Origin of the sequence: Marinomonas algarum, assembly GCF_020532605.1 — a bacterium.
Taxonomy (GTDB): domain Bacteria; phylum Pseudomonadota; class Gammaproteobacteria; order Pseudomonadales; family Marinomonadaceae; genus Marinomonas; species Marinomonas algarum.
On sequence record NZ_JAJATW010000007.1, the window covers coordinates 129,997 to 151,968 of the forward strand.

General features: G+C 46.7%; 21 protein-coding genes. 10 read left to right on the plus strand and 11 right to left on the minus strand.

Going from position 1 to position 21,972, the window contains the following annotated elements:
• Window positions 1-73 precede the first annotated feature (73 nt).
• The 3 genes from LG368_RS06520 to LG368_RS06530 all read right to left on the minus strand — a co-directional run bounded on the left by LG368_RS06520 (window position 74) and on the right by LG368_RS06530 (window position 2,625).
• The gene (locus LG368_RS06520; protein ID WP_226753926.1) at window positions 74-1,456 is read right to left on the minus strand and encodes a glyceraldehyde-3-phosphate dehydrogenase; all 1,383 of its coding nucleotides are present in this window, start codon (window positions 1,454-1,456) and stop codon (window positions 74-76) included.
• A 262-nt stretch (window positions 1,457-1,718) separates the two neighbouring features.
• Window positions 1,719-2,051 (minus strand): DUF3392 domain-containing protein, encoded by a 333-nt coding sequence (locus LG368_RS06525; RefSeq protein WP_226753927.1) that lies wholly within the window; start codon window positions 2,049-2,051, stop codon window positions 1,719-1,721.
• A gap of 7 nt (window positions 2,052-2,058) precedes the next feature.
• Complete coding sequence (locus tag LG368_RS06530) at window positions 2,059-2,625, minus strand: uridine kinase (RefSeq protein ID WP_226753928.1); 567 nt, start codon at window positions 2,623-2,625, stop codon at window positions 2,059-2,061.
• 166 nt (window positions 2,626-2,791) lie between these two features.
• Between LG368_RS06530 and LG368_RS06535 the strand changes: the two genes are divergently transcribed.
• Entirely contained in the window at window positions 2,792-3,403 is a 612-nt protein-coding gene (locus tag LG368_RS06535; protein WP_226753929.1) for a uridine kinase family protein, read from the plus strand.
• Window positions 3,404-3,472: 69 nt separating this feature from the next.
• Here LG368_RS06535 and dnaJ read toward each other — a convergent pair whose 3' ends face one another.
• The 3 genes from dnaJ to grpE form a co-directional block, all read right to left on the minus strand.
• Window positions 3,473-4,606 (minus strand): molecular chaperone DnaJ, encoded by a 1,134-nt coding sequence (dnaJ, locus tag LG368_RS06540; RefSeq protein WP_226753930.1) that lies wholly within the window; start codon window positions 4,604-4,606, stop codon window positions 3,473-3,475.
• A gap of 169 nt (window positions 4,607-4,775) precedes the next feature.
• On the minus strand, window positions 4,776-6,698 hold the full coding sequence (gene dnaK / locus LG368_RS06545; protein WP_226753931.1) for a molecular chaperone DnaK: 1,923 nt from the start codon (window positions 6,696-6,698) through the stop codon (window positions 4,776-4,778).
• Window positions 6,699-6,799: 101 nt separating this feature from the next.
• Window positions 6,800-7,378 carry a nucleotide exchange factor GrpE gene (gene grpE / locus LG368_RS06550; protein WP_226753932.1) on the minus strand — a complete coding sequence of 193 codons (579 nt, stop codon included), beginning with the start codon at window positions 7,376-7,378 and terminating at the stop codon, window positions 6,800-6,802.
• A 460-nt stretch (window positions 7,379-7,838) separates the two neighbouring features.
• Here grpE and LG368_RS06555 point away from each other — a divergent pair, with 460 nt between their 5' ends.
• The 3 genes from LG368_RS06555 (at window position 7,839) to LG368_RS06565 (ending at window position 11,953) form a co-directional block, all read left to right on the plus strand.
• Entirely contained in the window at window positions 7,839-8,816 is a 978-nt protein-coding gene (locus LG368_RS06555) for a TAXI family TRAP transporter solute-binding subunit (RefSeq protein ID WP_226753933.1), read from the plus strand.
• Window positions 8,817-8,918: 102 nt separating this feature from the next.
• Entirely contained in the window at window positions 8,919-11,516 is a 2,598-nt protein-coding gene (locus LG368_RS06560; RefSeq protein ID WP_226753934.1) for a TRAP transporter permease, read from the plus strand.
• A gap of 2 nt (window positions 11,517-11,518) precedes the next feature.
• Window positions 11,519-11,953 (plus strand): universal stress protein, encoded by a 435-nt coding sequence (locus LG368_RS06565; RefSeq protein ID WP_226753935.1) that lies wholly within the window; start codon window positions 11,519-11,521, stop codon window positions 11,951-11,953.
• A gap of 179 nt (window positions 11,954-12,132) precedes the next feature.
• Here the strand turns inward: LG368_RS06565 and LG368_RS06570 are convergent, their stop codons facing one another.
• Window positions 12,133-13,020 (minus strand): MurR/RpiR family transcriptional regulator, encoded by an 888-nt coding sequence (locus LG368_RS06570; protein ID WP_226753936.1) that lies wholly within the window; start codon window positions 13,018-13,020, stop codon window positions 12,133-12,135.
• Between the two features lie 231 nt (window positions 13,021-13,251).
• Between LG368_RS06570 and LG368_RS06575 the strand changes: the two genes are divergently transcribed.
• The 4 genes from LG368_RS06575 to recN all read left to right on the plus strand — a co-directional run bounded on the left by LG368_RS06575 (window position 13,252) and on the right by recN (window position 18,298).
• A complete protein-coding gene (locus LG368_RS06575; RefSeq protein ID WP_226753937.1) occupies window positions 13,252-14,013 on the plus strand; it encodes a beta-keto acid cleavage family enzyme in 762 nt (253 codons plus the stop codon).
• Window positions 14,010-15,344, plus strand: a complete 1,335-nt coding sequence (locus LG368_RS06580) for an aspartate aminotransferase family protein (RefSeq protein ID WP_226753938.1) — start codon at window positions 14,010-14,012, stop codon at window positions 15,342-15,344. The genes LG368_RS06575 and LG368_RS06580 overlap by 4 nt, the downstream gene beginning before the upstream one ends.
• A 197-nt stretch (window positions 15,345-15,541) precedes the next feature.
• Entirely contained in the window at window positions 15,542-16,426 is an 885-nt protein-coding gene (purU, locus tag LG368_RS06585; RefSeq protein ID WP_226753939.1) for a formyltetrahydrofolate deformylase, read from the plus strand.
• 201 nt (window positions 16,427-16,627) lie between these two features.
• Complete coding sequence (recN, locus tag LG368_RS06590; RefSeq protein ID WP_226753940.1) at window positions 16,628-18,298, plus strand: DNA repair protein RecN; 1,671 nt, start codon at window positions 16,628-16,630, stop codon at window positions 18,296-18,298.
• Window positions 18,299-18,384: 86 nt separating this feature from the next.
• Here recN and fur read toward each other — a convergent pair whose 3' ends face one another.
• Window positions 18,385-18,792 (minus strand): ferric iron uptake transcriptional regulator, encoded by a 408-nt coding sequence (fur, locus tag LG368_RS06595; RefSeq protein WP_226753941.1) that lies wholly within the window; start codon window positions 18,790-18,792, stop codon window positions 18,385-18,387.
• A 69-nt stretch (window positions 18,793-18,861) separates the two neighbouring features.
• Here fur and LG368_RS06600 point away from each other — a divergent pair, with 69 nt between their 5' ends.
• On the plus strand, window positions 18,862-19,179 hold the full coding sequence (locus LG368_RS06600; protein ID WP_226753942.1) for an outer membrane protein assembly factor BamE: 318 nt from the start codon (window positions 18,862-18,864) through the stop codon (window positions 19,177-19,179).
• Here the strand turns inward: LG368_RS06600 and LG368_RS06605 are convergent.
• The 3 genes from LG368_RS06605 to LG368_RS06615 are packed head-to-tail and all read right to left on the minus strand — an operon-like array spanning window position 19,176 to window position 21,253.
• A complete protein-coding gene (locus tag LG368_RS06605; protein WP_264193992.1) occupies window positions 19,176-19,460 on the minus strand; it encodes an RnfH family protein in 285 nt (94 codons plus the stop codon). The genes LG368_RS06600 and LG368_RS06605 overlap by 4 nt on opposite strands.
• A 1-nt stretch (window position 19,461) precedes the next feature.
• The gene (locus LG368_RS06610; RefSeq protein ID WP_226753944.1) at window positions 19,462-19,893 is read right to left on the minus strand and encodes a type II toxin-antitoxin system RatA family toxin; all 432 of its coding nucleotides are present in this window, start codon (window positions 19,891-19,893) and stop codon (window positions 19,462-19,464) included.
• A gap of 1 nt (window position 19,894) precedes the next feature.
• Complete coding sequence (locus tag LG368_RS06615; protein ID WP_226753945.1) at window positions 19,895-21,253, minus strand: sodium-dependent transporter; 1,359 nt, start codon at window positions 21,251-21,253, stop codon at window positions 19,895-19,897.
• 181 nt (window positions 21,254-21,434) lie between these two features.
• Between LG368_RS06615 and smpB the strand changes: the two genes are divergently transcribed.
• The gene (gene smpB / locus LG368_RS06620) at window positions 21,435-21,911 is read left to right on the plus strand and encodes an SsrA-binding protein SmpB (protein WP_211535005.1); all 477 of its coding nucleotides are present in this window, start codon (window positions 21,435-21,437) and stop codon (window positions 21,909-21,911) included.
• The last annotated feature ends 61 nt before the right edge of the window (window positions 21,912-21,972 follow it).

Genomic DNA, 21,972 nt, shown 5'->3' on the forward strand with positions numbered 1-21,972 from the left:
GCAAAAAAAAGCGGTGACCCTAAAATCACCGCAAAGTAACACACACTGAATGTGTACTGATTAAACCGTCCTATTACGCCGCAGCAGATTCGTTTTGCTTTGCGGCCACATCGCTTGCGTTTGCTAGCTTTTCCATTAGACGAACAACCTGACAGCTGTAACCGTATTCATTGTCGTACCATACGTAAAGAATCGCTTGGTTATCACGAACTTTAGTAGACAAAGCGTCCACAATACCGGCTTGAGAAGAACCGATGAAATCAGAACTTACCGCATCCGCACAATCACTGTAGCCAATTTGACCCGTCAACTCTGCACTGTTAGAAGCCGCTTTTACTGCAGCGTTAATCTCTTCTACAGACGCAGCGGATTTCAAATTCAAGCTCAATACCGCGATCGAAACATTAATAACAGGAACACGAATGGCACTGCCACTTAGCTTACCTTCTAGGGAAGGAATGGCTTTAGAAACGGCTTTTGCTGCGCCTGTTTCCGTCATCACCATGTTCATGCCTGCAGCACGGCCACGACGATCACCCTTGTGAATATTGTCGATCAAGTTTTGATCGTTGGTGTAGGCGTGAACCGTTTCAACATGGCCCGACTCGATGCCGTATTTGCTTTCAAGTACCGACAAGACAGGCGCAATGGCATTGGTTGTACAAGACGCAGCAGAAACGATTTTATCTTCGCTGGTAATGTCGCTGTCGTTAACACCAAATACGATGTTACGCATTTCTTTGCCCGGTGCCGTTAACACAACACGCTCGATGCCTGGACGATTTAAGTGAACACTCAAACCATCGTGATCACGCCAGCGACCCGTGTTATCCACTAACAAAGCGTTGTTGATGCCGTGTGCTTGGTAGTCTACTTCGGCTGGATCAGAAGCATAAATAACTTTAACCGTTGCACCGTTAATAATAAGCGCTTGGTTTTCTTCATCAACTTTAACGATACCTTCGTACACACCGTGAACAGAATCGTATTTCAACAAGCTAGCACGTTTGGTTAAATCGTTGTCGCACGCTTTACGCACAACAATCGCCGCCAAAGCCATACCCGGTGTTGTGTGGCCCAGTGTGCACATACGACGTGCCAATAAACGACCGATACGACCAAACCCATACAAAACAACCGGCATTTGCGCGCCACTTGCATCGCTTGATGTTTGCGCAGACAACATGGATTCCAGATCCGCTTCCGCGATCAAGGCTTCCAACTCAACAGACGTGTTGGCAAGATCGCTGGCTAGGACTTGCTCTAACACTTGATAGACTTGCGCAAGATCCAATTCAGGGTGTTTATCAAATGCCGCCATCAAACCGGTAACGGAATCCGCCATTAATGTGTTTCCAGCCAATTCAACTTTGACGGCTTTTTCACGGCCTAATTTGCCCAAAAGAGGAATCATGGATTCTGCTTGCGAAAGTGCTTGTAACCAAGTGCTTGTCATTGTCTGCCCCCGAAAAAAGACTCTGTGGTATCAATATGCGCGCAGTTTATCGACAGTTTGAGACAAAAACAAATTGAAAGAAGACTACGAAAATCCTTTAAAAACGGGTGTTTAGCAACATTTTTTATAGAAATAACGAGATAGGCCGTGGGTGTTAGAAACTTTACTACATATTTTAAGAGATAAGGCTTTTGAAAGGGGAAAACGTGCGTTTATGTTGTAATAAGCCTACAAGAAGTGACAAGAACTTTCATAAATTATTTTATAAATGCCGTTTTCGTTCCGCTAAAATCCCCAAAATGCAGAAACACCCACCAATCAGCAGAGGACGATAGACCAAATCGACCTGCGTTATTCCCCAGTACACCAAGGGCTGGCTCCAAAGGGTTAATAAACCATAGCCAAAAGTACACATAAGGATAAACGCCATGACTCTGGCAATAAACACCCAGGAAGACACCAAGCGTTTAAGATGAGCGTTGACCTTATCGCCATAAATCACCAGACAGGTTGCCACAAACGCCAAGGCAATGTCTTGCAGATACGGCTGTAAAAAATACGCTAAGCGTAAGTTTAAGTCCAATACAACGGCCAATTTTGCTTTACCTTTTCTTCCTCAGGGCTTCTACATCAATGCGCCCTGAATCGGAGCTTTCACAGAGAGGTTCTTCATCTGTGTAAACAACGGAAACATTATACGTGGTATTGTGCAATCGAATCGAGGTGCCATCGTCAAATTCCCAAGTCGGTTTGCCAATGCCCTGATTCAGATAACCTTCATCCGGCAAGCCGTATTTACGTTGCAACAAATCCCCCAGATATTGGCGTTTCTCTTTGCTTTCTACCACACCAAACAACACCGTCTTGGTGACAAAATCAAACCGATTGTAATAAATTGTCGCAACGGTTAACCCCAAGATACCACTGTCACCCAGGCTATATTTGGCAACACACTCTTGGTAGGAGGGGTAACGGCGCACTTGCATTTTTGACAGTTGCTTTTCCAACGTCTCAATATTGAGGTCGTTAAACGGTAGGCCGAATAACTCTGCCTGGGACGCAATTTGAGGCTTTCTTGACGCCTGTTCTGTTGCAAAAGCAGACACACTCAGACTCATGGCAGACACCAGCCCTATTGCGACGATTAGACCTTTTTTTCCTTGCGACATTATTCCCCTATTTGCCACGCGTAATGTACTCAGATTGCGATATAATAAGCGCCTATAGTAGCCTAATCGTTGACGTGTTTTTATGCAGTAGGTCAATCTTTTACGCCATTTACTATGACAGCATTTTAAAAACCGTCTTTTGAAAACAGTATAAACGAGGTAAAACATGGCTCTTGTTATTGGCATCACAGGTGTCTCGGGCAGCGGAAAAAGCCGCCTTTGTGCGTTATTGGCCGAAGGCCACGAAAACACCATCACCACTTTGTGCCAAGACAGCTTCTATAATGGCTGTGGCAGCATAGACCCAGACGTCTATAATTTTGATGACCTTAGCTCACTGGATTTGGAAAGCTTGGCGCTGGCCATTCATAACTGCAAAAACCGCCAACAGCCGAATGAGATCCCGGTATACGACCACTCGCAACATAAGCGCGTTGGCTATAGAAACCTAGAAGCCACCCATGTTGTCTTGGTAGAAGGTCACATGATGTTCCAAGATGCCGCCATTCGCGATGCGGTAGATTATTTACTGTATGTGGACACCGATCTGGACATTGCCGTCGTACGTCGACTGAAACGTGATATTGCTGAGCGTGGTCGCGATGTAAACGAGGTAACCAGCCGTTATATGCGCCATGTTCGTCAGGCGGCCTTAAAGACCCTTGATATTCGTGGCAAAGCGGATTTTATTATTCCCAATAATAAAAGCTTCACCAACGCCGCCGGCTTGCTACGCAATCATATTGACTATCTTCTCAAAGAAAAAGGCGCTAAATAAGCGCCTTTTCTTTAAGCTTTAAGCCCTAAGCTTCAAGCTTTAGTCTGTTACAGATTAAGCGCGCTTCAGTCACTTTTTGATTTCATCAAAAAAGCGTTTTACGCCATCAAACCAGCTTTTTTGCTTAGGTGAATGGTCAGTGCCTTCGCCCATGCTTTCTGCCAGTTCTGTAAACAAGGCTTTCTGACGTGATGTCAGGTTCACCGGAGTTTCCACCACCGCCTTACAAATCAAGTCCCCTACTGGGCCACCGCGTACTGGCTTAACACCTTTGTTACGTAGGCGGAACAGTTTGCCTGATTGACACTCTGGTGTGACTTTTAGGCGCACACGACCATCAAGGGTCGGTACATCAATTTCGCCACCTAGGGCCGCTGTTGTAAAACTGATTGGCACTTCACAGTACAGGTTGGCACCGTCACGCTCAAAAATAGCATGAGGTTTCACCGAGACTTGCACAAACAGGTCACCCGCTGGGCCGCCGTGTGTACCCGCTTCACCTTCACCAGACAAACGAATGCGATCGCCGGTGTCTACGCCTGCCGGAATTTTCACACTCAAGGTTTTGTATTCTTGGATACGGCCTTGACCATGACAATCATTACAAGGGTCTGAAATAACTTGACCCGCACCGTGACACTCTGGACAGGTTTGCTGAACAGAGAAAAAGCCTTGCGACATACGAACTTGGCCGGCACCACCACAGGTGCCACACGTCTTAGGTGTCGAGCCTTTTTTCGCACCAGAACCATCACAAGTTTTACAGTTTACCAGTGTTGGAATGCGAATTTTTTCGTCACAACCCCATACTGCTTGTTCAAGATCCAGTTCTAATGTGTAGCGTAAATCAGAGCCACGACGGGTACGACTTTGACCGCCACCGCCTCCACCGCCGAAGATATCGCCAAATACATCACCGAAAATATCGCTAAAGCCACCCGCGCCAGCACCACCGCCGTAACCGCCACCACCTTGACCGTTTACGCCTTCGTGACCGAATCGATCGTAAGCCGCACGCTTGTCTTCAGAAGACAGAATTTCATAGGCTTCTGCCAATTCTTTGAACTTCTCTAGGGCTTCTGGGTTGTCTGGATTTTTGTCTGGGTGATACTTATTCGCCAAAGAACGATAAGCTTTTTTAATGTCTTTCTTATCAGCGTCTTTGGCGACCCCAAGAACGTCGTAATAGTCTCTTTTGCTCATCGTAAGCATTCCCGAAATAATAAGTCGAAGTAAAATCGATTGGCTGCCGCTGATTGCCTACTTAAGAAGAAGGCTAAGAACGGCGGTTGTACATAGCAAAACACGGTCCTAGAACCGTGCTCGCTATAACACCTCTCCCCGGAGGGAGAGAAAAATAAGACGCTAGCGCTTATTTTTTGTCGTCTTTTACTTCTTCAAACTCGGCATCTACTGCGTCGTCTTGTTTTTGACCGGCTTCTTCGCCCGCCGCTCCAGCCGCTTGCTCACTCGCATCCGCTTCAGCGTACATTTTCTGAGCCAAAGAGCCTGATGCTTGAGTCAACGCATTGGTTTTCTCTTCAATCTTCTCTTTGTCGTTCGATGTTAAGGCTTCTTCTAATTCAGTGATCGCTGTTTCGATCGCGGTTTTCTCTTCTTCCGTTGCCTTGTCACCAGCGTCAGCCAATGTTTTGCGTGTCGCATGGATCATGCCGTCAGCCGTGTTGCGAACTTGAACAAGCTCTTCGAACTTACGATCTTCTTCCGCATTGGCTTCAGCGTCTTGAACCATTTTTTCGACTTCTTCGTCGCTCAAACCTGAAGAAGATTTGATTACGATAGACTGCTCTTTGCCTGTTGCCTTGTCTTTCGCAGACACGCTCAAGATACCGTTAGCATCGATGTCGAAGCTTACTTCGATTTGTGGCACGCCACGTGGTGCTGGCGGAATATCAGCCAAGTCAAAGCGACCCAATGATTTGTTTTGTGACGCTTGCTTACGCTCACCTTGCAATGCGTGAATGGTAACCGCATTTTGGTTGTCTTCTGCCGTTGAGAACGTCTGAGACTTCTTCGTTGGGATCGTCGTGTTTTTCTCGATCAAGGCCGTCATCACGCCGCCCATGGTTTCAATACCGAGAGACAGAGGCGTTACATCTAGAAGAAGAACGTCTTTTACGTCACCAGACAATACCGCACCTTGGATAGACGCACCGATCGCAACCGCTTCGTCAGGGTTCACGTCTTTACGTGGCTCTTTACCGAAGAATTCTGTTACTTTCGCTTGCACAAGTGGCATACGAGTCTGACCACCTACCAAGATAACTTCGTCGATGTCAGAAGCAGACAATTCAGCGTCTTTCAATGCTTGACGGCAAGGCTCAAGAGATTTCAACACTAGCTCTTCAACCAAAGACTCCAACTTAGAGCGTGTCAATTTCACGTTTAAGTGTTTAGGGCCTGTCGCATCGGCTGTGATATAAGGTAAGTTAACTTCTGTCTGTGAAGAAGAAGACAACTCAACTTTGGCTTTCTCACCCGCTTCTTTTAGACGCTGTAAAGCAAGAGGATCGTTGTGTAGATCAATGCCGGATGTTTTCTTGAATTCAGCCGCTAGGAATTCGATCACGCGCATGTCGAAATCTTCACCACCTAGGAAAGTATCACCGTTGGTTGACAATACTTCGAACTGTTTCTCACCGTCTACGTCAGCGATTTCGATGATAGAGATATCAAATGTACCACCACCAAGGTCAAACACAGCAACGGTTGAATCGCCTTTGCTCTTGTCTAAGCCGTAAGCCAAGGCCGCAGCGGTTGGCTCGTTGATAATACGTTTTACTTCTAGACCGGCAATTTTACCCGCATCTTTTGTTGCTTGACGCTGTGAGTCGTTGAAGTACGCAGGTACGGTGATAACCGCTTCGGTAACTTTTTCACCGAGGTAATCTTCTGCGGTTTTCTTCATTTTCTTCAGTACTTCAGCAGAAATTTGTGGTGGCGCTTTTTTGTCGCCCTTCACTTCTACCCAAGCATCGCCATTGTCAGCACCGATGATTTTGTAAGGCACCATAGAGATGTCTTTTTGAACCACATCGTCTTTAAATTTACGACCGATCAAACGCTTGATCGCAAACAAGGTGTTTGTTGGGTTGGTAACAGCTTGACGCTTAGCAGATTGGCCAACTAACACTTCACCATCGTCGGCAAAGGCAACGATGGAAGGAGTGGTACGATCGCCTTCTGCGTTTTCAATAACGCGTGCTTTTTCGCCATCCAACACAGCAAGACAAGAGTTTGTTGTACCTAAATCAATACCGATGATTCTACCCATGGTTTGTATCTCCAATAAATTCGTTTGTTCAATGATAATTCTGTATTTGGGTACGCTTAAAAATATTTCAAGCGTCCAGTGTCAAAAAAATGACAGTGTTTTTAAGCAGCGCTTGAAACCACAACCATCGCAGGGCGAATTAGGCGGTTGTTTAGGGTATAACCCTTCTGCACAACATCCATCACGGTGTTAGGCTCCATCTCTGGATTAGGCACCATGGTGATCGCCTGGTGTAACTCTGGATTGAAAGGCTGGCCATGTGGGTCCACTACTTTCACTTCAAAGCGCGCTAAGGTTTCAATCAAATCTTTCAGCGTTAGCTCAACACCTTCACGGACAGAATCCGCTTCGCCAGTCGCTGGCGCAGAAGCAAGAGCACGCTCTAGGTTGTCTGCTACATTTACAATTGACTTAGCAAATTTCTCTAGGCCAAATTTATGTGCTTTTTCAACATCGAGCTCTGCACGACGGCGAATATTCTGCACATCAGCATGGGCACGCAAAGCGGCTTCTTTATATTGCGCGGCTTCTTCTTGTGCTTTTGCTAATTCGTCGTTTTCAGTCACTTCTTCAAGCGTGCCTTCAGCAGGCTCTAAAAGCTCTTCTACGGCTTCGTTTTGCGTTTCGCTTTTCAAATCTTGCTCCGTGTCTAGGTTAGGATTTTTTTGCTGCTCACTCATTTTTAACTCCAAATTACAGAAACAATTCTTTGCTTGTGCTGGGTATATGGGGACAGCTTTTGCCCTTTCAACACTAAATACACATTAAATTTGTGGAAAAACTCGCTGATATTTACCGCGAAACAAGGCGTACTTTTACGGCGACTTTTTATTCTTTCTTTTTCCCCTTATAAAGCCCCCTTTTAGCCCTTACAAGGAAAGCCAGTGTGTCAACATAAGCCACAAACACTACGTCCTGCTGGATACACGCCAACACGCTACTTTTCTCGCGCTCTAAAATAGTGCCAACAAAATAGACTTTAAGGGTGAGTTTTATTACTCTTTGTTGTAAGAATAGTGATATTAACTAATGAATTCACATTATTCTGTGCACATTTAAGCGATTCTGGGGCTTTATTTTGCCCAAATTAAACATGGTTTTATTTAAGAATCCACGAAACGCAAATTAGGAGTTACTGAAATGCTAAAATCAAGTGCTTTTGCTACTGCCGTACTCGCCGCATCCGTCGGCTTAGCCGTTTCTGTTCCCGCTCAAGCAGCCGAGCAGCAATTTATTACAATCGGTACAGGTGGTGTAACTGGGGTGTATTACCCTACGGGTGGCGCTATTTGCCGTTTGGTGAATAAAGGTCGTAAAGATCACGGTGTTCGTTGTTCTGTTGAATCGACCGGTGGTTCTGTTTACAACACTCGCACCATTCGTGGCGGTGAACTGGACTTTGGTGTCGTGCAATCTGATGTACAGTCTGCTGCAATGGACGCCAAACGCGCCTTTGCCAATGACGAGCCATACGGCGATCTACGTTCTGTTTTCTCACTTCATTCAGAGCCACTACACGTCATGGTACGCGGCGACTCGGGCATCGAGTCAGTGGCGGATATGGAAGGCAAACGCGTTAATATCGGTAATCCAGGTTCGGGTCAACGTGTTCTAGCAGACGTATTAATGGATGCAGCAGGTATCACGCCAGATGATTTGTCATTGGCCGCTGAGCTGAAATCCTCTGAACAAGCCGCGGCACTGTGTGACGGCAAAATCGAAGCCGCTATTTGGGCAGCCGGTTTGCCAAACGGTTCTACTATGGAAGCCACCTCTACTTGTGATGTGAAACTGCTTGATCTGACCACCTCTGGTACTGATAAAGTCTTGGCTGCAAACCCAGCCTACGCTGCAGCGAGCATTCCAGCAGGCTTGTACCCGAATAACGAAATCGAAATTGCATCATGGGGCCCTAAAGCGACCTTCGTTGCCGATGCAAACACTTCTGACGAAGTGGTTTACGTGTTGGTCAAATCTGTCTTTGATAACTTCTCTGACTTCAAAAAATTGCACCCTGCCTTTGGCACCTTGCAAGAAGAAGGCATGATTAAAGATGGTTTAAGTGCACCCCTTCACCCAGGTGCAATTAAATACTACAAGGAACGTGGCTGGTTGTAATACAAGCCCGTTTTTTGTTTGGTGAATCAATGCCTGTTAGCGTTTCGTTAACAGGCATTGATGTTTTTCCCCGCTCTTTTTCTTTCCTAAAAAGGAACCCTCATGTCTGACAAAACACTGGACAGCGATCTTAACAATACAGATCTTGACAATATTGTTGGTGATTCCGATGTTGGCGGTCGCAGACCCAATGATGCTTTTGGTAAATCTGTCCTGTGGTATTTGCCACTCATTTGGGCGATTTATCAGTTATGGATCGCCTCACCTTTACCCTATATGCTGGGTGTCGGTGTCTTGAATGACACGCAAACACGTTCTATTCACCTTGGTTTTGCCGTTATTTTGGCCTTCCTTGCTTTTCCTGCCTTTAAATCCAGTCCGCGCCATCGTATCCGTGCTCTGACCTGGGTGATCGCCATTGTTGCAGCGGTTTCTGCCTCTTATTTATGGTGGGATTATCGCGGCGTAGCCGATCGTACCGGTGCGCCAAACACAACCGACCTAGTCATTGCCGGTATAGGGATTGTCTTACTACTTGAAGCCGCACGTCGCTCGCTGGGTTTTCCATTAATGGGCGTGGCGCTGTTTTTCCTTGCTTATGTATTTTTTGGCTCTTGGAGTGGCTTGCCTGACATTGTCCAATGGAAAGGTGCGTCGTTTGAAAAAGCCATGAGTCATATGTGGCTCACCAGTGAAGGTGTCTTTGGTGTCGCCCTTGGTGTGTCGTCTGGTTTTGTCTTCTTATTCGTTTTATTTGGCTCTTTGCTTAACCAAGCGGGTGCCGGTAACTACTTTTTACAACTGGCTTTTGCTGCATTGGGTCATTTACGTGGCGGTCCTGCCAAAGCGGCGGTCATTGCTTCTGCGGCAACCGGTTTGGTGTCTGGCTCTTCTATCGCCAACGTGGTGACCACAGGGACCTTTACTATCCCTTTGATGAAAAAAGTCGGCTTCCCGGCCACTAAAGCCGGTGCCATCGAGGTGTCCTCGTCAATCAATGGGGTATTAACACCGCCCGTGATGGGGGCCGTTGCCTTCTTGATGACAGAGTATGTGGGCATTTCCTATGTCGAAGTGGTGAAAACCGCCATTGTACCTGCGGCCATTTCTTATATTGCCTTGGTGTACATTGTTCACCTTGAAGCCCTAAAAATGGGCATGAAAGCCACGTCAACGACCCACCCTGTCAAAATCATTTTGGCGTCTATCTTGGTCATCGCCTTGTCGATTATCTTCTTTGGTGGGGCGCTCTATTTATCTGGCTTGGCGGTGGGTGCCTTAAGTGGTGCCGTCGGAGGGGCCTCGATTTGGATCATTGTTGCCTTGATGTTAGTAGGCTATATCGCTGCCGTACGATTCGCGGCGAAAGGCCCAGATTTAGACATGAGTTTGAACGCCATTGAAAACCTTCCTCCTACGAAGGTGATCTTCAAAACTGGTATTCATTACCTCATGCCTATCATGCTGTTGATGTACTTGCTGATGATTGAACGCAAATCACCCGGTTTGTCAGCCTTCTGGTCAACCATCTTCATGCTGTTTATCTTGCTGACACAAAATCCACTGAAAGCCTATTTCCGTGGCCAAGGTGAAATCGGTCGTCATATTAAAGAAGGTTTATCGGACATCGCTGAGGGCATGATTTCCGGTGCGCGTAATATGATTGGTCTGGCCGCAGCAATGGGTGTGGCAGGCATTATTGTTGGATCGGTCACCCTAACTGGGATCGGTCAAGTCATGGCGGAGTTTGTCGAATTCTTGTCAGGCGGTAATTTGCTGGCCATGTTGTTCTTTGTGGCCTTGATCTCCATCGTGTTAGGCATGGGCTTACCAACAACAGCAAACTACATTGTTGTGTCGTCTTTGATGGCGGGTGTGGTTGTCGAATTAGGGGCGCAAAATGGCTTGATCGTTCCCTTGATCGCGGTACACATGTTTGTCTTCTACTTCGGTATCATGGCAGACGTGACACCGCCTGTGGGGCTGGCGAGTTTTGCCGCCGCGGCGATCTCCAAGGGCGATCCGCTAAAAACTGGCTTCCAAGCGTTTTTCTACTCAATCCGAACCGCCTTGTTGCCTTTCCTCTTTATCTTCAATACGGATCTGTTGTTGATTGATGTGGGACCGATACAGGCCGTCTTTGTCTTTATCTTCGCACTGATTGCTATGCTGTTGTTTGCAGCGGGTACGATGAACTTCTTTGTGGTGAAATCCAAGCTTTGGGAAAGTGCAACGCTTTTATTAGCCGCTTTTATCCTGTTCCAACCTGGCTTTTTCCTCAACCAGTTTGCCCCTGAGTTTGAAACACGACCAGGCAGTGCCGTATTGCAAATGGCCGAAGAAGCAAAAAGCGACAGCACACTGCGTGTCCGTTTGGTGGGTGAAGATCTGTACGGTGATGTGGTCGATGCGCGTTACTTATTGCCTGTTGGCCCCAAAGGCGACAGCGGTGAAGCACGTTTATTCGATTCTGCAGGCCTAGAATTGCGCAACGAAGAAGGCAGATTCTATGTGGATAACCTAAACTTTGGCGGTGCGGCCGAACAATTGGGCATTGATTTCGATTGGGAAGTGGTTGAACTGGAAGTAGAAACCGACCGTCCACCGAAGGAGCTGTTTTACATTCCTGCTCTTTTGATGGTGCTTATGGTGATTGCATTGCAAGTACGTCGCCGTCGTAAACTGGAAATAGAGGCTTAGCCATGAATAAACATATTTTATGCTGTATCGACTTAACCCATACCAAAGACGCAAAAAACGTCATTTTGGAAGCGGAAAGACAGGCCAATATTGACGGTGCTAAGCTGACCATCATGACGGTCATCCCTGATTATGGCTCTTCTTGGGTGGGGTTGTTTTTTAAAGAAGGCACACTGAGCGATGCGGCCAACGCAGCCAGTAACACACTCAAAACCCTTATCAAGGACACCTTACCTGAGCACAAAGGGGTCAAAAGTGTGGTAGAGATTGGCGTGGTGTACGAGCAAGTATTGCATCAGATTGATAAGCTGAAAGTGGATTTGATCGTGCTAGGCGCTCACAAGCCCAACGTGCTTGATCATTTGATGGGCCCTAATGCCGCACACATTGTGCGCTCATCGCCTATTTCCTCTTTAATAGTGCGAACGCAAAAGTAGCGTCAAACTGATAACCCATCAAAAGCAGAATACGCGTTCATCGTATTCTGCTTTTTTATTTTTCGTATCATCCTCCTCCAAACGGGCAAAATAGCAACGAATCCCTGTATTACCAGACAAGGAATACACGTCTCAAAAAGACGCTGACAAGGTCTCACCAGTGCCATAAAAATAAAAAACTAATGTTTTTTTTGTGCCACCCAATAGGCATTGTTTTCCTGTCTTAGCTCCTCATAAGACGTGATCCTTTGTTGTGCACTCTCGCCCCCTTGCGCCACCAGCATGGCCAGAAGATTTTCAATTACTGCCATCATGCCGGTATAACAACCAAAGTAGTGAGTGGATAAGACCGACGCGATCAGGGTCTCGTCTGGGGTAAATTCCGGTGACACAATGTCACTGTCCGAAATCACAATCAGCTTAATGCCCTTACGTTGGGCAAACTGACACGCCTCTATGGTTTCACGAGAATAAGGCGTCATTGCAATGGCAATCATCACGTCCCCTTCTCCTGCCAAATGCAGATCATCAATGGCACTGCCCATATGACGTGGAATCAGTTGCAGGGAAGGCAATGCCATACGACCAACATAGTGCAAGTAAAACGCCATCGCATAACTGGCTCGAACCGCGGTCAAATAGACGCCTTTGGCGGACAAAAGTACATTCACCACACGTTGCATACGATCCGCATCAAGGTGCTCTAAAGAACGCTGGACAATGGCCATGCTGTTTAACGCGGCATCCGCCTGCACGCTGCCACTTTCACCACGCTCTCTTAGGCCCTCAATCCAACTCGGCTGGTCCACGCTGGCCGCCGCCGATACGAGGGATTGGCGAAACGGCTCTCTCAGTTCGTCATAGCTGTCGACGCCCATTTTTTCCGCCAAACGAATCAATGTATAGGTGCTTACCCCAGCCTTACGCGCGGTTTCGCGGATCGGGTCGAGGCCAAAATCCGACGGATGATCAATGATGTATTTGGCCACAGTGCGTAAGCCCCGGGACAGATTGGGAATCGCCGCTTTTAAGTGCACGAGCAATCTATTTTTGAGCGTTGGATCCATAGGCAAACCTCTTTAAACAAAGAACATAAAAATACGACAACTAATTACAAACGTTATTTTTATGAATTATTGACTAAAAATGTAATTAGCGCAAAATTGATCTCGCTCAAGGTTATCAACATTTAACGCTCGCAACATCGTTTGATCGTTTAGGAAACTCTATTATGGCCTACTCTCTCCCTGCCCCTGCTTCCGACGCCGTTATCGGCGCACCAATGGAGGCATAAGCGAATGACTCGTCCTTTTATTATGGTTGCCCCTAATGGGGCACGTCGAGGTAAGGAGGCGAATGCTTCTTTACCTATCACCCTTCCAGAAATGATCACCACTGCTGCCAGCTGTCAGCTTGCAGGCGCCGATGCCTTGCATTTGCATGTGCGTGACGCACAAGGTCGCCATACCATCGACGTTGGTCTGTATCGTGAAGCCACCAGCGAGTTGGCGCTTAAGGTACCGGAGCTTGAGGTGCAAATTACCACAGAAGCAGCGGGCATCTTTGACGTCCCGGCACAATATCAATGCTTACGGGACTTACAACCAAAATGGGCGTCGGTGTCGATTCGTGAAATGGCTCGCGATCTGAGCCTTGCCCCCAAGGTGTACGACCTATGCGCCGAAAACAACACCAAGATTCAACACATTCTGTACAACACAGACGACATTGCTTTGCTGCTGGAATGGCAGAAACAAAGCATCGTCAAGGCCACACAGGACAGCGTCTTGTTTGTACTAGGTCGCTACACCCAAGGTCAGGTGTCATCACCCGATGACCTGACACCTTTTCGTCAAGCATTGCCGAACATCAAACATTGGATGGTGTGTGCCTTCGGTCCAGACGAACACCGTTGTTTAGCCCATGCCGCCCATCAAGGTGGTGCGGTACGCGTCGGTTTTGAGAACAGCTTAGTCGCGCCAGATGGTACGCCACACGCAGACAATGCCGCGTCCATCACAGCGCTAATTAACACGATTGAAAAGGGGTATTCTGCATGAGTCACGTTTTTCCACGCCATTGTCACGCCTCTTTACCAACAGCGGTTGCCGGTGATGGCTGTTATTTGATCGACAAAGACGGTAAACGCTATTTCGATGGCTCGGGTGGGGCTGCAGTCTCCTGCCTTGGGCACTCTAACCAAAATGTCATCAATGCGATCAAAGAGCAGGCAGAGAAATTGGCGTTTGCGCACACGAGCTTTTTCACGTCAGAACCGGCCGAAGAATTAGCGGACTTATTAATTGCCAACGCACCAGGCGATCTAGACCGCGTGTATTTTGTTTCTGGTGGTTCCGAGTCCGTAGAATCTGCTATTAAATTAGCGCGCCAGTACTTTGTCGAAAAAGGCGAACCTCAGCGTCGTCATCTTATTGCCCGTCGTCAAAGCTATCATGGCAATACTTTAGGCGCTTTGTCTGCAGGCGGTAATGTGTTGCGTCGTGAAAAGTTTGCGCCGATCTTGGTGGAAATGAGCCACATTGCCCCTTGTTATGAATACGCAGAACGTGATTCAGCGGAAGACTTAGAAGCCTACGGTCAACGTGTTGCCAATGAACTGGAGGCCGAAATTTTGCGTTTGGGCTCCGGCACTGTAATGGCCTTTATTGCTGAGCCGGTTGTCGGTGCGACCTTAGGCGCCGTGCCCAGTGTACCCGGCTATTTCAAACGCGTGCGTGAAATTTGCGACGAACACGGTGTTTTATTGATCCTTGACGAAGTAATGTGTGGCATGGGTCGTACCGGCTATTTGTTCGCCCATGAAGCCGAAGGGATTAAAGCCGATATCGTGTGTATTGCCAAAGGACTTGGGGCGGGTTATCAACCCATTGGCGCCATGCTCTGTACGGATCACATTTACAACACAGTGAAAGAGGGCTCTGGCTTTTTCCAGCACGGTCATACCTATATAGGCCACCCGGTTGCTACCGCTGCAGGTTTGGCTGTTGTGAAAGAGATGTTAAACAACGACTTGGTCAATCAAGTGAAACAGCGTGGTGCATTTTTGGAACAGGCGTTACAGGCTAAATTTGCTGACCACCCCCACATCGGCGATCTCCGTGGCCGTGGTTTATTCCGCAGTCTAGAGATTGTCGAGAATCGTGACAGCAAAAAACCTTTTGATCCAAGTTTGGCCTTAGCCGGTAAGTTAAAGAAAGCCGCTTTAGAAGAAGGCTTGGTTTGTTACCCAGGTAGCGGAACACGAGACGGTAAACACGGCGATCACATTTTATTAGCTCCTCCCTTCATCGCCAGCGAGGCACAATTAACAGAACTGGTCGAGATGCTATCACGCGCTATCGACAAAACATTATCAAAAACAATAAGGTAAAACACCGCTCAACCCTCTCACTAATGTTTCTATTTTCCCGCTGTCTCTTTTTCTATTGCCATAAGCGGCTTATTATAAGCCGCTGAATGAACAGACGACTTGAGTAATTGGCAAGTGGGTCAAACCGGTAAAGTGTCCGATTATGGCCTAGTTAGTGATTTATTTGATGTCGTACCAGAATTAATGGAGCAATTATAATGTCTAAGTATTGTCTAACGGTTACCTGCCCTTCTCGTCGTGGAATTGTTGCTGCGATCTCCGGTTTCTTGGCTGAAAAAGGCTGTAATATCACAGACAGCGCTCAATATGATGATATCAATACCGATCGTTTTTTTACTCGTCTTAGCTTAGAAAGCCAAGCAGGCACAGAACAAGCAGACCTGGAAAGGGATTTCGCTGCCATCGCCGAAAAATTCGATATGGAATGGGGCTTTCACGCGGAAGATGAGAAAATGAAAGTCTTGATCATGGTGTCACGCTATGGTCATTGTTTAACCGACTTACTTTACCGTAGCCAAATCGGCACCTTGCCCATCGAAGTGGTGGGTGTGATATCCAATCATTTGGATTATCAAAAGTTAGTGGTGAATAACGACATCCCATTCCATTACGTCAATGTTACAAAAGACAATAAGCTCGAAGCGGAAGCGAAACTGCTGAGTTTAGTTGAAGAAAGTGGCGCTGAATTGGTTGTATTGGCCCGTTATATGCAAATTTTATCGGATGAGCTTTGCCAAAAAATGTCGGGGCGAATCATCAATATTCATCACTCTTTCCTACCGTCTTTTAAAGGCGCAAACCCTTACAAACAAGCGTTTGATAAAGGCGTAAAATTGATCGGAGCGACCTCTCATTATGTGACGGCAGACCTAGATGAAGGCCCAATCATTGAACAAGAAACCACTCGCGTCACCCACGCACAATCCATTCAGGATTACGTGAGTTTCGGACGTGAAGTAGAGTCTTCTGTTCTGGCTCGTGCCGTTCATGCCCATGCACGTCGCCGTGTGTTCCAAAACGGAGCAAAAACCGTGGTTTTCCCAGCATCGCCAGGCAGTTACTCTGCCGAGCGAATGGGCTAGGCATTAAAGGCAATCACAATGCGATGCTGTCAGGCAAAGCCGCTGCAATAAAACCTCCCACCAAAACCCCCTTGCTGCTATACCGCAAGGGGTTTTTTCTTTTTGGGGCTTGTATCTTCGCATCAAACTACTGTATAAATAAATAGCACTGTATAGATAAACAGTTAATTTATCTCTGTCTATTTTCTCTTTGGAGTTTTTATGCTGACCAGCATCGCTATTGCCAACTTTGCCATTGTTGAATCTCTTGAACTGGAGTTCAAAAAAGGCATGACCGTTATTTCGGGTGAAACCGGAGCGGGTAAGTCCATTATGGTCGACGCCTTATCCCTTTGTTTGGGTGATCGCACCGATGCTGCGGTTGTTAGGCATGGTCAGAAAAAAGCCGACATCAGCGCCAGTTTTGATATTCAGCACTACCCTCATGTCCATCGATGGTTAAGTGAGCGCGATTTAGAGCAGGATCAGCATTGTATTTTACGTCGTGTCATCAGCAAAGAGGGTCGTTCTAAAGCCTATATTAATGGTCGCCCTTGTACCTTGAGCGATTTAAAAGAAGTAGGAAGCCAACTGGTCGACATTCATGGCCAGCATGAACACCAGTCACTCTTGAAAAAAGATGCTCAACGCCAGCAGTTAGATGCGTATGGACAACTTACCGAGCTAAGACGGTCTGTAAGCCAGCAGTACACGACCTGGCGTCAGCTAAAAGACGCGTTATCTGCTCAGCAAAATCGCTCTGCTGAGTTTGACGCCAAGGTGCAACTCTTGTCTTACCAAGCACAAGAACTGCAGCAGCTCGATTTAAAAGAGGGTGAAATAGAAGCACTTGAAGAGGAACAGGCTTTTCTGTCCAATATCGCCGACTCTCAATTCAAGGCTTATCAAGCCAGCGGGTTACTCGTTGACAGCGACGAAGGCAATGTCTGCTCACTGTTGCATCAGGCGATCAATAGCGCTGGCCAGATTCGCCCGGCCACCAAAGCCCTGGAAGATGCCCTCGATATGATGAACGCCGCGCTGATTCAAGCTCAGGAAGCCGCCGATAGTCTGCATCACTACCAAGACACCTTGGAGCAAGACCCAGAGCGTCTTACCGACATTGAACAGCGCCTTTCTGATATTTACGATACCGCGCGTAAACATCGCACCCTGCCTGAAGGCTTGTTATCACTACGAGAAAGTGTGGAGGCTGAGTTAGATGGGCTGCAAGGCAGCGAAGAAAGCATTGAAGCCTTAAAGGAAAAAGAAGAACAGGCTTATGAAACCCTCACGGCATTGGCAACCACCTTGACAGAAAAGCGTATTCTGGCGACAGATGATCTCGCCCAGAAAGTGGAAGAGCAGATACACGGTTTGGGCATGCCTCATGCGCGTTTCTTTATTCAATGCCAGCCTTTGAATCAGGTCACGGCACACGGTTTTGAAGACATCGAATACATGATTGCTTCCAACCCTGGGCAACCGGCTCAGCCTCTGCGTAAAGTGGCTTCTGGGGGCGAATTATCACGTATCAGCCTTGGTATCCAAGTCGTCACAGCGCACACGTCCATCATTCCGACCTTGGTGTTTGATGAAGTCGATGTTGGCATCAGTGGTGGAACCGCAGAAGTGGTTGGACGCATGCTACGCTCTGTTGGGCAGCGTGGTCAGGTATTCTGTGTCACACATTTGGCGCAAGTGGCTGCACAAGGCAATCAACACCTTAGAGTCAGTAAACAAGTCACCGAAGAGGCCACCTCGTCTCAAGTGCAACAACTGCAAGAACAAGATCGCACCCAAGAAGTAGCTCGCTTACTTGGTGGCTTAGAACTCACCAAGCAAACATTGGCGCATGCCCGTGAAATGCTGGGCAATGTACACTTGCAATAATCGCTGTGCTTTTTGGCATTAAACGCAAAAAGCCTAAACAAACCAAGTTTGTTTAGGCTTTTTTGTGACTTAATGTCTCAATTTGATTATTGCTTAGGGCGCACGTAAAGAATCAAACTGTGGTCTTCAATTTCATAACCATGCTCTTCGGCAATTTCATGCTGACGCTTTTCAATAATAGGGTCAACGAATTCAATCACTCTGCCTGATTCTAAACAAATCATATGGTCGTGGTGATCTCCTTTCGCCAATTCAAACACCGCCGTACCTGCTTCAAAGTGATGACGCTGAACCAACCCAGCGGTTTCAAATTGAGTCAGCACACGATATACGGTCGCAAGACCCACATCTTCCCCTTGATCGAGCAAGGTGCGATAAACATCATCAGCACTCATGTGACGCTCACCGGCACTTTCAAGGATTTGTAAAATTTTCACTCGCGGCAAGGTTACTTTAAGGCCGGCTTTTTTTAGCTCTTGATTTTCGCTAGTCATGAGTCATTCTCTATTCGATCTTGTTAATAATTACTTTATCATTAGCACACCAGAGTAAGGATGATACAAATGAAAAAATCAGTGTTAATACTATGCGCAGCGATATCACTGAGCGCATGCAGTTTATTTCCCCCTCCGTACAAAGTGCCTGTGACACAAGGCAACTTGATAACAGAGGAGCAACTAGCAAAGTTACAAGTAGGCATGTCTGAGTCTCAGGTGACTTACCTACTGGGGAATCCTATGCTAAAAGATACCTTTAAACCTAATGAATGGCACTACTTGTACGTTACTCGTTATGCAACACCCGACACCAAAAAGAGCAACGCTACCGATTTAACCCTCATTTTTGAACGAGGTGTGTTAACCGAGATTCAAAATCCCTAGCCTTTAGCGGCTTTTGCTGCACGGTTGGCCCGAGCTTGCTTCGGGTCAACCTTCAGCTCTCGGTATAACTCAACACGCTCACCTTCTTTTAACGTTTGCTCTTCTGGCTTACGCACGGCTTTGCCAAAGATACCTAGCTTAACGGTCTCAATGTCGATGTCCGTAAATTCATGGTGGATATTCGACAAGCGCACCGCTTCACGCACAGTACACCCCTCTTCGACGTCTAAACTGATGATTTTCTGCTTTTCGGGTAAAGCATAGGCGACTTCTACTCTCATGTTATTCACCATAAACCACTTTTGCACGCTTACTAAACGAGTCCACCATGGTATTCGCAATTTGGCTGAACACGCCACCAAAAGCAAATTTCAACATACCACTTAATTCAAACTCGATGTTTAACATAATTTTACAGCTTGTCGGTGACAATTCCGTAAACGTCCAAACACCGTGCAAGCTTTTAAAGGGACCTTTTACCAACGTCATCTCAATACGACTGTAATCATGCAAAAAGTTCCGTGTGGTAAAACTTTGTCGAACGGGACCTTTGCCCACTTCAAGGGACGCTACGATTTCCGTTGGTGTTTTGGACACCAAGGTGGAACTTAAACATCCTGGTAAAAACTCTGGATAACCATCCACATCATTAACCAAAGCGTACATTTGCTCACAACTGTAGTTAACATGAGCAAAACGTTCTATATGACTCAAACTAGACTCCTATCCAACCAGCAAAAGCAATCACAATCATTGCCGGAATACTGATGTATTTCAATGTGTTATACCACCATTGAAAATGATTTGTTTGTTTCGTAATCATTTCATTCTGCAACATTGAGCGAGGTATAAACCAAGCCACCAAAGCGGACAATAAAATCGCCCCCAATGGCAATAAAATAAACGAAGTGATTCCGTCCAGAAGTTCAAAAAAATTGCGACCAAATAATATTTTGCGGTCACCATGATTGAAAGACATCAAAACGGCAATGCCAAGCAGCCAAACCGCACTGCCCATCAATAACGCAGCTTTTAAACGGGCAATGTAAAATTTCTCATGCAACCAAGCCACAAAGAGTTCCAACATAGGAACGGCTGACGTCAATGCCGCTATCAGCAATAAGCTAAAAAAGACACCAGAGAAAAGCTGTCCACCTGGCAGGTTGCCAAAAATAATGGGTAAAGATACAAACGTTAAACTTGGCCCTGCTTCAACGTCAATATTAAACGCAAACACCAGTGGAAAGATCACTAATCCCGCTAAAAGCGCAACCAACAAGTCTATTCCGACAACAATACTGCACGCCCGTGCGATGGACATATGCTTACTCATATACGCACCGTAAGCAAACATGGCTCCCATACCAACACTTAAACTGAACAAAGCCATGCCAACTGCGGCTAAAATAACGTCAAAATTGACATCTTGCCATGACCAACGAAACATAAAATCCAATGTTGCTGTCATATTGCCTATGACCATGGCATACGCCGCCATCAACAACAAAGTCACGATCAGAATAGGCAGCAACAAACGAACCAAGGCCGATAAACCACGAGTCACCGATTGCCCTACGGTCAAAACCACCAAGCCCATAAACACAGAATGCCACAACAGCATTTCGGTACGGTTGCCAAGCAAATCGTCAAACATGGTCGACGCACCCGCTTGCGTTATTCCGACAAACTCACCTGAAAGCGCACGATTCAAGTAGGCCAATGCCCAACCAGCAATGACGCTGTAAAAAGCTAAAATCAAAAAACCGGTGATACCCGCCAACCAAGGCACGCCTACCCATGCAGGATGAATAATACGGCGTTCACTTAAATCATTGACCGTATCAATAGGATTGGAACGCACGGTCCGCCCTAGCGCTACTTCTGCCATTAATACAGGTAAGCCCACCAGCAACAAGCACAGGCAATAAATCACTAAAAACGCACCGCCGCCGTTTTGCCCGAGCACATAGGGAAACTTCCAAATATTCCCTAAACCCACCGCCGATCCACTGGCCGCAAAAATAAATATCCACGGACTCGACCAGATACCTTGTAAACATCGACTTTCAGGCATAAATTTAAACTCTAATGACACTTTACGTGTTTTAAAGATAGGTGCTCAAAGCAGGCAGGGTCAATACAACCTCTACGCGACTATCAAAAATGAATAAGTAACTATTAATTTTCTAACATTCAGGCGTATACCTCAAGAAAAGCATAGGTTTTTGCCACTATCGACCGTATAATTTGTAACTATGAGTAAAGTAAAGAAAAAATCCAGCAGCACGGGCACTATTGCGCTTAATAAACGTGCAAAATACGACTACTTTGTCGATCAGAAATTCGAAGCCGGGTTGGTTTTGTCTGGTTGGGAAGTAAAGAGTCTACGTGAGGGCAAAGCTCAGCTTGTCGACTCGTTTGTCATCATTCACCAAAACGAAGCTTGGCTCGTCGGTGCAAGGATAACGCCTCTTCTGAGTGCGTCAACACACGTGGTTTGCGAACCGATGCGTCAACGCAAGCTCCTGTTGAACCGCAAGGAATTGGATAAAATCATCCAAATCACTGAGCAGAAAGGCAAAACCTGTGCCGCCATGGCACTTTACTGGAAGGGCAACAAAATCAAATGTGAAGTGGCCCTAGTAACCGGTAAAAAAGACCACGATAAACGCGACACAGAACGCGATCGTGATTGGTCAAGAGACAAAGAACGTCTAATGAAACATGCTTAATATGTTTGTGATTTTTAGGCATACAAGGTAAGCATTTCAGCGTAATCGCTAGCGTAAAAAG